Source organism: Dactylosporangium salmoneum, assembly GCF_039532525.1.
GTDB lineage: Bacteria > Actinomycetota > Actinomycetes > Mycobacteriales > Micromonosporaceae > Dactylosporangium > Dactylosporangium salmoneum.
This window is the reverse complement of sequence record NZ_BAAARV010000019.1, coordinates 296,097-308,738: the sequence shown is the minus strand read 5'-3', so window position 1 is coordinate 308,738 and position 12,642 is coordinate 296,097. Positions and strand designations below refer to the sequence as shown.

Below are 12,642 nucleotides of genomic sequence, written 5' to 3'. Positions count from 1 at the left end.
CCGCCTCGGGCCAGGGGCGGCGGGGGCGCGGCGGGCGACCGGTCAGCTGACGCCGGTGACGGCCTTGACCAGGTTGATGCCGAAGTAGATCAGGAACGCGACCGCGACCGCCCACATCAGCGGGTGGATCTGACGGGCCTTGCCCTGCGCGACCCGGATCACCACCCAGCTGATGAAGCCGGCGCCGATGCCGTTGGTGATCGAGTAGGTGAACGGCATGAGGGTCATCGTCAGGAAGGCCGGGACGGCGACACCCACGTCGGTGAAGTCGATGTCCTTGACCTGGCGAATCATCAGCGCGCCGACGACCACCAGGGCCGGGCCGGCGGCCTCGCTCGGCACCAGCGTCACCAGCGGGGTGAGCAGCAGCGCGCCGAGGAAGAGGATGCCGGTGACCACGCTGGTCAGGCCGGTGCGGCCACCGTCCGCGATGCCGGACGACGACTCCACGTAGGTGGTGGCGGAGGAGGCGCTGCCCGCGCCGCCGGCGACCGCGGCGACACCGTCGACGAAGAGCACCTTGCCAAGCCGGGGCATGTCGGTGCCGTCCTCGGTGGCAAGGTTGGCCTGCTTGGCCAGGCCGACGGTGGTGCCCATCACGTCGAAGAAGTCGGCCAGCACGAGGGTGAAGACCAGCAGCAGCGCGGTCATGACGCCGACGTGCGCGAACGCGCTGAACGACACGTGACCGATCAGGTGCAGGTCGGGCTTCTGGACCAGCGGGTCCGGCAGGGTCGGGACGTTGAGCCGCCACCCGTCCGGGTTCGGCTTGCCGTCGACGAAGGCGCCGCCGGGCTTGGCGAACGCGTTGACGATCACGGCGAAGACCGTGGTGGCCACGATGCCGATCAGGACGCCGGCCTTCACCTTGCGGGCGGCCAGGATGCCGGTGACCAGCAGGCCGACCACGAAGACGACCGTGGGCCAGCCGTGCAGCGTGCCGTTGCTGCCCGAGCCGAGCTGCAGCGGCACACCGGTGCTGGGCCGGACGAGGCCGCCGTCGACGAAGCCGATCAGCGCGATGAACAGGCCGATACCGGCGGCGATGGCCGCCTTCAGCTCGGCGGGGATGGCCCTGAAGACGGCCTGGCGGAAGCCGGTCAGCACCAGCACGGTGATGAGCAGACCCTCGATCACCACCAGACCCATCGCCTCGGCCCAGCTCATCTGGGAGGCGACGGCGTACGCGACGAAGGCGTTGAGGCCCAGGCCGGTCGCCACGGCGAACGGGACCCGGCCGACGATGCCCATCATGATCGTCATGACCGCGGCGACGAGCGCGGTGACCCCGGCGACCGGCGCGATGCCGAGCAGGGTGCCGTGCTTGTCCGGGGCGGTGCCGATGATCAGCGGGTTGAGCACGACGATGTACGCCATCGTCGCGAAGGTGGTGAGCCCGGCAAGCACCTCACGCCGGACCGTTGAGCCCCTGCGGGTGATCTCGAAGTATTGGTCGAGGCGGCCGCGGGCGGGTTCCGCCGGTTCGACCGGGACAGCAGGATCCTGCTTCGTCACGCTCATGGCGTGGCTCGCTCCGTTCCGGGTTGGCCCGCCGGGCGCGCCGGTCGGGCGGTTGGGGGTGGTTGCAGCCGCTTCGATTCGGTTGGCCCGGAGAACGTCGGAGCGACTGGGCTCCACGGATCCCGTGAAGCCCTTCGATGCCGCACCCTGGTCGGAGCGCGACGTCGCAGCGCCACTCTAACTGCCGGTTAACAGCAGTTGACCTGCCCCTGTGCGTCGCGCAGAGGCGAGGTGGGCAAGGTCACGCCCGGCGCCGGCGGCGCGCTCGCGGCGCAGTGCCGCCGGCGTGACGGTGCGTGGTTCGGGCGCTGGGGCGCGCCTTATCGGTGGGCCGGCCGCAGGACGCGTTCGCGGGGTGCCGCCTGGGTCGCCGGGGCGACGGCGTCGATGTCGACGGGCAGGTGGCGGGGTCCGCGCAGGGTCGGGTTGGGCCGGTACGGCGGCGGGTCGGCGGCCAGCCGGGGGTGTACCAGACGGCGGGCCAGCGCGGACAGGGCGACCTGGGTCTCGACCCGGGCGAGCGGGGCGCCGAAGCAGTAGTGGATGCCGCTGCCGTAGCCGAGGTGGACGTTGTCGGTGCGGTCGGGGTCGAAGCGTTCGGGGTCCGGGAAGCGGGCGGGGTCGCGGCTGCCGGCGGCGAGCATCAGCGTGATCGGCGAGCCCCTCGGGATGGTGGTGCCGGCGATGTCGATGTCGGCCAGCGCGGTACGGCTGGTCAGGAACTGCACCGGGGGTTCGTACCGCAGCAGCTCCTCGACCAGCGGGGTGATCAGCTGGGGCTCGTCGCGCAGCCGGTCGAGCACGTCGGGGTGGCGCAGCAGGGCGAGCGTGCCGTTGGCGATGAGGTTGACGGTGGTCTCGTGGCCGGCGACCAGCAGCAGCGCGGCCGTGCTGATCAGGTCGGCGCGCGACATCGGCGCACCCGGGCCGGTGTCGGTGAGCATCCCGGAGATCAGGTCGTCGCCGGGCCGGCGGGCGTGGGCGTCGGCCAGCCCGTTCAGGTATGCGCCGAGCTCGGCGTTGATCTCGGTCCGCCTGCGCTGCCGCTCGGCGAACGTGCCGGTGGCCGGGTCGACGGTCTCGATGATCGCGTCGGCCCAGTGGTGGAAGCGCGGCTGGTCCTCGCGCGGGACGCCGAGCAGCCGGCAGATCGCGGTCACCGGCAGCGGGTAGGCGAACTCGTCGACGATGTCGACGCGGCTCCGGCCGGCGAAGTTGTCGATCAGGCCGTCGGCGATCTCGGTCAGCCAGGGGCGCATGTCCTCGATGCGGCCGGGGGTGCTGGGCGGCCCGAACGGCCGCGTGGCCAGGTCCCGGAGCCGGTCGTGCTCGGGCGGGTCGCGGGAGATGAAGGCCAGCGGCAGACCGGACGGACCCTCCTGCGGCGCGGACGGGACGCCGGCCAGTTCGGGGTGGTTGCGGGGGTCGGAGCTGACCCGGTGGTCGTGCAGCAGCGCGACGATCTCGTCGTAGGTGCTGACCAGGTAGGTGCCGTCGGGCTGGCGCGCCACCGGGGTCTTGCGCAGCTGGGCGTACAGCGGGAACGGATCGGCCCGGTTGGCGGGGTCGAGAACCTGCTCGAAGATGCTGGACTGTGCCATGTCGGTGCCTTTCCAGCCGCCGCGTCAGTGCTGGTGGAGCAGCTCGGCGCGGCGCTCGCTCGGGTCGTGGCCGGTCACCGAGACGGTGGCGTGGCGGTTGCGGGTGCGGTCGTCGGGAATCTGCGCCGCGACCGGCTGCCCGACGGCCGGCTCGTCGACACCGCGCAGATCCGGCGGGAAGGGCGCGCCCGCCTCGATCAGCCGCTGGTACGACTCCAGCCACTTGGCCTGGTTGAACCCGACCGCGGCGGTGAGGCGGCCCCGGTAGCCGTAGGCGGCCACGAACCGGCGCTGCGCGACCGAGCCCTGGGCGACGACGACCTGGTCGGCGAGGGTCGGCACGCCGACGGACTTGATGTTGGTGCCGAACTGCGCCGACCAGAACACCGGGAGGGCCAGGTGCGGCCACCGCTCGGCCGGGGTGCTGATCATGTTGTGGGCGGCGATGTGGGCCTGGGCCACGGCGTTGCCCCAGTGTTCGAGAGCCAGGAACTGGTAGTCGTACAGCGGGTGCGGGAAGCGGGCCACGTCGCCGGCGACGAAGATGTCGTCGGTGACCACGCCGGCGGCGTCGAAGGCCCGGCAGCCGGCGTCGCAGCCGACGCCCCACTCGCCGACGGCCAGGCCGCTGTCGTACAGCCACTCGGTGTTGCGGACCGCGCCCAGCGCCACCACGGCCACCTCCGCATCCACGGTGGTGCCGTCGGACAGGTGGGCACGGCGCAGCCTGTCGGCGGTGTCCCCCTCCAGGCGCGTGACGGTGACCCCGCAGCGCAGGTCGACGCCGTGCTCACGCTGCAGGTCGGCGGCCACCGCGCCGACCACCGCGCCCAGCGCGCCGACCAGGGGCGTGCGCCCGCGCTCGACGAGGGTGACCGCCAGGCCCCTCTCCCGGCAGGCCGAGGCGACCTCGGAGCCGGTGAACCCGCCGCCGATGACCAGCACCCGGCGCGGCCGTCCGGCCAGCCGGTGCCGCAGCACGGCGGCGTCGTCGCGGGTCCGCAGCACGAACACGCCGTCGAGGGCCGCCTCGTCCGCGTTGAACCAGGGCCGGGCCCGGGTGCCGGTGGCGATCAGCAACCGGTCGTAGCCGATCACGCCGCCGTCGCCGAGGTACACCTGCTTGCCGGCCAGGTCCAGCCCGGTGGCGGGCACGCCGAGCAGCCACCGCGCGTTGAGCTCGTCGACCCGGGGGAGCGTGGTGTGGTCCGGCGGTACCCACCCGTCGAGGACCTGCTTGGACAGCGGCGGCCGGTCGTAGGGCCGGTACGGCTCGTCCCCGATCATCGTCAGGGAGCCGGTGAAGCCCTCCTGCCGCAAGGTCGCCGCGGCGGCCAGGCCGGCCAGCGACGCGCCCACGATCACGATCCGGCCGTGCCGGCGGAGCCGCTCCATCGCCGCGTCGTGCCCGTCCGGCGAGGGCCGCCCGCGCGTTCGCGGCCACCCGGCCGTCCGCGACGGTGCGCCCGTCCTCGGGGACACCGCCGGGCCGGTCGTCGCGGACTCCACCGCGGCCTCCGTGTCGTCGACGTGGTCGACCAGGATGGCCTGCACCGGGCAGGCGGCCGCCGCCCGCAGCACCCGCTCCCGCTGCATCTCGTCGGGCTGCGGGTCGTACATCAGCGCCTCGGCGCCCGACATCCGGAACACCTCGGGAGCCAGGAAGGCGCACTGCGCGTAGCCCTGGCAGCGCGTGAGGTTCACGACAACCCGCATGGCCACACCCCCAAAGAAGAGGTATCCGCGGACTCCTGCCCGGCGGTCCGACCGGCAAACCGCCCGCGCCCGGCGGACCGTGACTACTTCCAGCGCGGGACGAGGGCCGGTACCTGCCTCGCGACGAGCACGTAGGTGCTGCGCTCGATCGCCTCGGGGACGTGGCGCTTGAACCGGTCGCGGGCGGCGATCGAGTGGTGTGCCGCGAAGGCCAGCAGCAGCGCGGCGTCGATCGCGAGCGCCACCGGGGTGGTGTGCCTGGCCGGCCCGTCGACGGTGCCGGCCAGGAATCGTGTGGCCCAGGCGGCGGCGAGCACGAAGGCCGCGTAGGCGATGAGGGCGTACAGGGAACGCATCCGCCCATCGTCGGCGGACCGCCGGCCCGGGGCAGGCGGGAAAGTACCTCAGTTCGCCGCGTGGGCGTGGACGGCAAGGTTGCTGAAGAAGCGCATCCGCCCATCGTCGGCGCGGCCGCCGGCCCGGGGCAGGCGGGAAAGTACCTCAGTTCGGGGCGGCGCTCGCGACGTACCAGGCGGCGATCTGCGAGCGGGAGCGGAAGTCCATGCGGTACCGGATCCGCTCCACGTGCGCCTCGGCGGACCGCTCGGTGATGCCGAGCCGCTCGCCGATCTCCCGGTTGGTGCGCCCCTCGGCGATGAGGGCCGCGACCTCGCGCTGCCTCGCCGTCAGCGTGGGCGCGGCCCCGCGGTGGCGGCCCGGCAGGCCGAGGAACTGCCGGATCGCGCGGGTCAGGGCGTTGGCGTCGCCGATGTACGGCAGATGCGACCGCCCCTCGACCGCCTTGAACTGGGCCCCGGGTATGCCGTCGGCGAGCCGCCGGCCCTCGCCGATCGGCGCCGCCCGGTCCCGGTCGCGGTGCACGACGAGGGTGGGCGCCGCGATCTGCGGCAGCACGTCGCGCAGGTCCACCCGGTAGGCGGCCCGCAGCATCGCGCACGCGGTCTCGGCGTCGGCGGCCTCCTGCTGGTAGCGCACGAACGCCGCCCGGGTGCCGGCGTCCGCGTCGGGCGCGAAGACGTCGGCGAGCAGGCCGGACGCGAGCCCCCAGTGCTGCCGGACGAGGCCGAGCACGTGCGTGCGGATCTCCGGCGCGGCGACGTCGGCGCCGGAGGCCCAGCCGCCGTACAGCACCAGCCGGGCCACCCGCTCCGGGTGCCGCGCGGCCCAGGTGGCGGCGACGGCGGCCCCGAGCGAGGCGCCCATGAGCTCGAACCGCTCGACCCCGGCGGCGCCGGCCACCGCGTCGAGCGCGTCGAGCTCCTGCGCCATCGAGTACCGCTCCGGCGGCGTGCGCTCGGACAGCCCGCAGCCCGGCTTGTCGTACCGGATGAGCGTGCGTCCCTGGGCCAGGGCCTGGTAGAAGGATCGCTCGGCGGGCAGCGCCCAGCTCAGCTCGAGATGGGACAGCCAACCGGCCACGTACACCAGCGGCGGCCCCGACCCCGCCACCGAATAGGCGATCCGGACCCCATCGCCCGACTCGGTCGTCGCGACGCGCTGGCCCACGCGCCAGATTCTAGCGGCCCGCCATCGACACCCGCAGAGTGAACCCCTGCCTGACAACCCGGGGTTGACAGGCTGGGGTTGAGTAGCCATGATCGGATCATGGGAGCGAGTGGTCACCACGAGGTCGTCGAGCTGGAGCGGCGCGAGCCCGGCCTGCGGGTCGTCGCCCGATGGGAGGGCGGCGACCCGGTCGACGCCCCGCCGTCCGGCCCTCGGGAGGTGCTGATCCGGATCACCGATGACGCCGCGCCCGACGCCCGGCGCCGCGGCGTCACCTCGGGCGTCATGCGCCGCGCCGAGCGCCACCTCGCCGACCTGACGGCCGAGTACAACGCGGTTCCGGCCGTCGGCGCGTATCAGGTCATGGTCCGCCAGTACCTGCAGCGACGCCTGGCCGAGCTGCCCGCCGACCCCCGGTCCGGCGGCGACGCCTACTACCAGGGTCTGCTCGACATCTACGAGGACGTCGCCGGTCGGGGACATCCGGAGCCGGTGAACGCGTTGGCGGCCGCGATGGGTGTGCCGAAGGAGACCGTCAAGACCCGGCTGCGGGTCGCGCGGCAGCGCCAGGCGGACGAGTAGGTGCCGCGGGTGCCCGGGCGCGGGGGCGCCCGGGCATCCGCGGTGCCCGTTACAGCCGAGCGACGATCTTGTTCATCGTGTCGATCTCGGCTTGCTGCGCGGCGATGATCTTCTGGGCGAGCGCCTTCGCGTCGCTGCTGGCGCCGTTGGCGAGTTCGTCTTCGGCCATGGCGATCGCGCCCTGATGATGGGCGATCATCATGGTGCAGAACCGCTTGTCGAAGTCGTTGCCCGTGGCCGCCTCGAGCTCGGTCATGTCGGCGTCGGACATCATCCCCGGCATGCCGCCGTGGTTCATGCCGCCCATGCCGTGGCTCGCCGTCGGGGCGGGCCTGCCCCATGCGGTCAGCCAGCCCCGCATGGCCTGGATCTCCGGATCCTGCGCGGCCTTGATCTGCCCTGCGAGGGTCTTGACCTCGGGTGCGGCGGCGCGGGTGCCGGCGAGTGCGGCCATCTCCACGGCCTGCTGGTGATGCGGGATCATCATCTGGGCGAACATCACGTCCGCGTCGTTGAACGCGGCGGCGCCCGATGGGCCGCCGCCGGCCGGGTGCGTGCCCGGCATCTGATCGTGGCTGTCGCTGCCGCCGCAGGCGGCCAGGAGCAGGGCAGCGGTGAGTGCGGCGCCGGCCAGGACGGCTCGGCGCACGAGGGTGCGCTTCATGATGGACCTTTCGGTGTCGGACGAGCCTGCACGGGACGCGGTGGCACGGCACCGGCGCAGCGGCCGGCGTCGTGCGGGGCGTCCTATCTGCGCAGGACCGACACCGTGGCGAGGGCGAGGCCGACCGGACGGGGCGGGGGCGCCCGCGGGCGGGCCTGCCGCGCGGCATGCCGCAGCGCGGCCGCGGTGGTGGTGCTACGCCGGGCCAGCAACGCGACGCCCAGGACGACGACGGCGAAGGCGACCAGGACGGCCAGGCAGATGGCCCAATCGTCCATGCCGCCGTGCTCGTGGCCGGACCCGGTCAGGAGCACGGCGGACAGCACCGGCATCGCCGCGACGTGTTCGGCGACGGGCGCGTGGCGGTGACCGTCGCCGAGATGCGGGCCGGAATGGCCGAGCGTGTGCATGGCGGTCAGGCCGACCAGCGTGGCCAGCAGCAGCGCGATCCGGGCCGCCCGCCCGAGACCTCCGTTGACCGCATGCGCCACGCGGTTCACGGTACCGGCTAGCTAGGGCGTGTATCAAAGTCCCCTTAACGCTGCTCTCCGCAGGGTGTGTCGCGGTTCCGGCTGGGTGGTGGCGTTGGGTAGTGTCGATGTGTGGCGGGGGCAGGACCACGGCGGCGGGGGCCGAACCGGGCGGTGCCGTGGCGGTGTGAGGGTCCGGTGTCGGTGCTACGCCTGCCGCTGGACGTGCGTGAGCCGCGGACGCGGCAGATGGTGGAGCGGGTGTTCGCGGCCGCGTTCACGGTCCGGCGGGCGGTCCAGCGTGACGCCCGGGCCCGGGTCGACGCCTACTGGGCCGCGTGTCGTGAGCGGGCGGCGGCTGGGCCGGACGCGGTCCGGGGCCGGCTCGGGTTGTCCCGCAGCGGCCTGGAACACGCCGCCTACCGGCATGTGGACGGTGCGCCGCATGTGCGGCGGTATCTGACCAAGGCCCTGGCCATGCACCTGGCCGACGGGGTGTGGGAGGCCACCGAGCGGCATCTGTTTCCCGACGTCACCGGCCGCCGGCACGGCCGGCCCCGCCTGGGCGGCTGGTGGGAATTCGCGACGATCCCGGGCCGGGCCCGTTCGCATACCCGGGCCCGGAAGTGGGAGACGTTCCGGCTGGTGGGGAGCCTGGCCGGGCATCGTGCCACGTTCGGGCACGCCGGCCGGTTGTGGCAGCCGCGGCGGATGCCGGCCGTCACCGCCACCGCCGCCAGTGAGCCGGTGCGGTCATGGTGGGATCACGACGGCCCCTTCGCGGTGATCCTGACCGGCCTCGGCGGAGACGACCTCGTCCTGCCGGTGCGGCTGCCGCAAGGCCCCGCCCGCTGGCCCGTCCTGGAGCACTACCTCGCCGACCCCGGCCGCTGGCACAAGATCGACCTGGTCCGGCACCGCGACCCGGGCGCGGTGGGCGGGTGGCGGTACGAGGCGCACCTGATGATCCTCGGCCCCGGCTACACCTCACCCGCCGTCACCCAGCGCCGCCAGACGGCTGGGCAGCTGCTGCGGCGGGGCGGGGTGGACGTCAACGTGTCCAACCTGACCGTCGTGTCCGTCCCCACCGGCCCGGACGGCGACCTGGCGGCCAGCCGCATCGCCCGCACCTGCGAACACGACGCCGCCCTGGCCGCGCAGCGGTTGCGGCAGCGACGCCGGCAGCGGGCCCTTGAGCGGTCCCGCCGCGCCGCCAACCCCGGCCAGTACCGGCTCTCGCCACGTCAGCAGCGCCGCGCCGACCGCCGCCACGCCGCCGGGCTGCCACCGGTGCAGGCCGCCGTGCCCGGCGGCCCGCGAGTCGCCAACACGGCCGGGATACCGGTCCGTGCCTACCGACGCGACACCCTGACGAACACCTACCAGCGGCTGCGAGGCCGGGCCGCGGCCGACGGTGCTGCCCGCACCCGGGCCGGGCACACCCGCGCCCGGATCACCGCCGCGGCCCTGGTCGCGGTCCACGGCGCCGGGCTGGTCGTCGAGGACACCGACATCCGCGTGTGGGCGCGCCGGTGGGGTCGTGGCATTCACGCCTTCACCCCCGGCATGCTCCTGGCCGCCCTGCGCCGCGAAACCACCGCCGTCGCCGCCCACACCGGGCAGGGGGCCGGACTTGGGCTGGTGCGGGCCGGGACCCGGCACACCGCCTGGACCCAACACTGCCTCTGCAGCCAGCGAGTCCCGAAAGGCCTCGCCGATCGCCGCCACCACTGCCCCAGCTGCGGGCTGACCGGCGACCGCGACCTGGTTGCCGCGCTGATCGGCGCGCACACCGTGCTCACCGACCCGGCCCAGCCCGGCACCGCCCGGGTCGACTGGGACGCGGCACAGGCCACCCTCGACCGGTACGGGATCGAGACCATCAACGAAGGGCTGCAAGGAGCCCTGACCGAGTCAACCGGAACCCACCACCCCGACCCCCACCAACACGGTGGACGGCCGCGGCGGCCGCAGCCCACCACCGGCCAACACGGCCAGCGGCAGGGCGCTCGGCGAACCTTCGGAACGAGCCCTCGACAACCCCGGATGAGCCCCACCACCACACCAGTGGCCAGGACCACACCGGAACGACGAGACGCACACCCCGGACTGTTCATCAAGCCCGGCATTACAACCGGACTTCGACACAGACCTCAGCCCGGCCGGCGGTAGCCGGCGATGGGCCGGCCGTCGAGTTTGGCCATGCGGACGTAGTCGCCGCTGGTGGGCGCGTGCACCATCCAGCCACCGCCGACGTAGAGGCCCACGTGGTGCAGGTCGCTGTAGAAGAACACGAGGTCGCCGGGGCGCAGGTCGGCGCGGGCGACGGCCTTGGCGTCCTCCCACTGCCATTTGGTGTAGTGACGCAGCGTGACCCCGGCGGCGGCCCAGGCCGCGAGGGTGAGGCCGGAGCAGTCGTAGCTCTTCGGGCCGGTCGCGCCCCAGACGTACGGCTTGCCGATGAGCTCGCACGCCTTCTTCGCCGCCGTGCCGCCGGCGCCGCCGAGGTAGTCGACCGGGCACGCGACCGGCTTGAGCGTGCCGGTGGCGCCGCTGCTGCCGTACGCCTGCTGGCGCAGCTTCTGCAACTCGGCGACCTTGGCCTCGATCTGGGTCTTCTTCGCCGCGAGGTCGGCGTCCTGCACGGTCTGCTGGGCGATGAGCCCGTCCAGGGTCTGCTTGTCGCCGGCCAGCTTGTCCCGCGCCGCGGCGACGCCCGCGATCTGCGCGTGCTCGTTGCGGGCGATGGCGTTGACCATGGCGAGCTGGTCGAGCATGTCGGTCGGGGTAGCCCCGGACAACAGCACCTGCATGGTGGTGACCCGGCCGACCTTGTACTGCCGGGCCGCGATCTCACCGATCTTGCCCATCGCTGCGTCGACCTGGGCCTGCAGGGGTTGCAGCTGCTGTTGCAGCGCCGCCGCCTTGGCCTGGTTCTCCTTGAGCTGGGTGTGGACCTGGTTGTACTGCTCGATGGTCGGTTCGAGCTGGTTCCACATCTCGTCGATCTGCTGCTCCAGCTCCGCCGGTGTCGGCTCGGCCTGCGCGGTGCCGGTTCCGGCGAGCAGGATCGCAACGGCGGCGAGGATCGCGATGACGGTGCGGGCCGGCGTGGCCAGGGCTCCGGTGGAGTGTCGCGGGCGGCGTGGCGGCACGTGCAGCAGGCTCCCTTTTCCTTCGGCCATACCGGATCGGTTGACGCGGCCGGACGAGTGGTGCGCCCCACCGCTGTCGCGCCGCAGCCGACCCTACGTACTGTGCGTACCGAGCACAAGACCGAATCCTACGCACCGTAGGAGATCTACATATTTACTTGGCTGCATAACGCCAGATCAGCCTGGGTCTTTGTTCGGGCGGTGCGGATATCAACGCGGTGCGTAGTTGAACGGAGGCCGCTTCTTCCAGCTAGCGGGCGTTGGCAGCGCCGGTGACCTTGCGTAACGTCGGGGCTCGTTCGGCCCGGTTCAAGCTCACAACTGGTGACGCCGGGTTGGGTCCGCTGAGTCGTGCAGGCACGAGCCGGGGACCTGTAGGGCGACCTTCGCGCCCGAATCCGTCAGCCGACCCGCTGGGCGGATGCGTAAGGAGTTATGCCAGTGCATGGCCGCAGCCCCCGTCACAGACGTCCTCGCCCGGCGCTGCGCCGATCGGCGGCGGCAGGGCGCTAGCCCGGACCGGCGCCTGCGGGCCCGCCGGGATGCGTTGCGGTGGCAGGCTTCCGGCTTGCTCCTACGGCCTGGACATTGATCGATCGCCCCTGCATGGGGTCTTGGAGAGTTGCGATGAATCCTGAACCCGTACGTGAGCAGGCCAACCACGCCGGGGGCACCCGCCGGCTGCGACTGGCGGTGATCTCGATCGCGCTGCTCGGCGCGGCGGCCGCGGCCGGCAGCGCGTGCAGCCGGCTCGGCGATCCGCCCGCCAGCGCCGCCGCGGCGGGCGCGGCGGCGGCGACACCACCACCGTCGGCCGGTCCTGGTATGGGCGACGCGGCAGTGCAGTCGACGGCACCGGCCCCGTCGACGAAGGTCCTCGCCTACCAGTTCCAGTTGCAGCCCAACTATTACTACTGCGGTCCGGCGGCCACCCGGATCGCGCTGACGGCGGCCGGTCACGCGATCAGCCAGGACCAGGCGGCGTCCATGCTGGGTACCACCACGAACGGGACCGACTCCGCCCTCGACACCACCCGGGTGCTCAACAGCGTCCTCGCCGAAGGCCGGACGGTGTACCGGACCAGGGAGATCCCGGCCTATCCGGCGACGGCGGCGCAGGCGGCCCAGCTGCAGGCGGACGTGGTGGGCACCATCGGCAGCGGGCGGGCCATCGTCGCCAACATCGCCGGGCACCTCACCGACGCCGCCGGCGTCGTCCACGCCTACGAAGGCGGGCACTACCTCACCCTCGTGGGATACCAGGACGACGGCAAAGCGGTGAAGATCGCCGATCCGGCCGATCGGAGCGGCAACGGCAGCTACTGGGTGAGCACCCCCAAGCTCGCCGACTGGATCTCCGAGCACGGCTACTCGTATTGATCGCCGACGTGGTCCGCGAGCTAAGG

11 protein-coding genes are annotated in these 12,642 nt (G+C 73.1%); 3 read left to right on the top strand and 8 right to left on the bottom strand.

The features are described from left to right. Nucleotides 1–42: 42 nt before the first annotated feature. The 5 genes from ABD352_RS11800 to ABD352_RS11780 all read right to left on the bottom strand — a co-directional run bounded on the left by ABD352_RS11800 (nucleotide 43) and on the right by ABD352_RS11780 (nucleotide 6,365). On the bottom strand, nucleotides 43–1,521 hold the full coding sequence (locus ABD352_RS11800) for an NCS2 family permease (protein WP_344612333.1): 1,479 nt from the start codon (nucleotides 1,519–1,521) through the stop codon (nucleotides 43–45). 320 nt (nucleotides 1,522–1,841) lie between these two features. Next, a complete protein-coding gene (locus ABD352_RS11795) occupies nucleotides 1,842–3,122 on the bottom strand; it encodes a cytochrome P450 (RefSeq protein ID WP_344612332.1) in 1,281 nt (426 codons plus the stop codon). A gap of 24 nt (nucleotides 3,123–3,146) precedes the next feature. Then, nucleotides 3,147–4,838, bottom strand: coding sequence for an FAD-dependent oxidoreductase (locus ABD352_RS11790; protein WP_344612331.1), 1,692 nt, complete (start codon nucleotides 4,836–4,838; stop codon nucleotides 3,147–3,149). An 83-nt stretch (nucleotides 4,839–4,921) separates the two neighbouring features. Further along, entirely contained in the window at nucleotides 4,922–5,194 is a 273-nt protein-coding gene (locus tag ABD352_RS11785; protein WP_344612330.1) for a hypothetical protein, read from the bottom strand. A 145-nt stretch (nucleotides 5,195–5,339) separates the two neighbouring features. After that, nucleotides 5,340–6,365, bottom strand: a complete 1,026-nt coding sequence (locus ABD352_RS11780; protein WP_344612329.1) for an alpha/beta fold hydrolase — start codon at nucleotides 6,363–6,365, stop codon at nucleotides 5,340–5,342. A 99-nt stretch (nucleotides 6,366–6,464) separates the two neighbouring features. Here ABD352_RS11780 and ABD352_RS11775 point away from each other — a divergent pair, with 99 nt between their 5' ends. After that, on the top strand, nucleotides 6,465–6,947 hold the full coding sequence (locus ABD352_RS11775; RefSeq protein WP_344612328.1) for a hypothetical protein: 483 nt from the start codon (nucleotides 6,465–6,467) through the stop codon (nucleotides 6,945–6,947). Nucleotides 6,948–6,996: 49 nt separating this feature from the next. On the opposite strand, the gene ABD352_RS11770 is transcribed toward ABD352_RS11775, so the two are convergent. After that, on the bottom strand, nucleotides 6,997–7,611 hold the full coding sequence (locus ABD352_RS11770) for a DUF305 domain-containing protein (protein WP_344612327.1): 615 nt from the start codon (nucleotides 7,609–7,611) through the stop codon (nucleotides 6,997–6,999). 83 nt (nucleotides 7,612–7,694) lie between these two features. Further along, a complete protein-coding gene (locus ABD352_RS11765; protein WP_344612326.1) occupies nucleotides 7,695–8,102 on the bottom strand; it encodes a DUF6153 family protein in 408 nt (135 codons plus the stop codon). 177 nt (nucleotides 8,103–8,279) lie between these two features. Here ABD352_RS11765 and ABD352_RS11760 point away from each other — a divergent pair, with 177 nt between their 5' ends. Then, nucleotides 8,280–10,253, top strand: coding sequence for a hypothetical protein (locus tag ABD352_RS11760; protein ID WP_344612325.1), 1,974 nt, complete (start codon nucleotides 8,280–8,282; stop codon nucleotides 10,251–10,253). Here ABD352_RS11760 and ABD352_RS11755 read toward each other — a convergent pair. Continuing rightward, on the bottom strand, nucleotides 10,235–11,266 hold the full coding sequence (locus tag ABD352_RS11755; RefSeq protein ID WP_344612324.1) for a C40 family peptidase: 1,032 nt from the start codon (nucleotides 11,264–11,266) through the stop codon (nucleotides 10,235–10,237). The genes ABD352_RS11760 and ABD352_RS11755 overlap by 19 nt on opposite strands. Before the next feature lie 597 nt (nucleotides 11,267–11,863). Between ABD352_RS11755 and ABD352_RS11750 the strand changes: the two genes are divergently transcribed. Further along, a complete protein-coding gene (locus ABD352_RS11750; RefSeq protein WP_344612323.1) occupies nucleotides 11,864–12,616 on the top strand; it encodes a C39 family peptidase in 753 nt (250 codons plus the stop codon). Nucleotides 12,617–12,642: the final 26 nt, after the last annotated feature.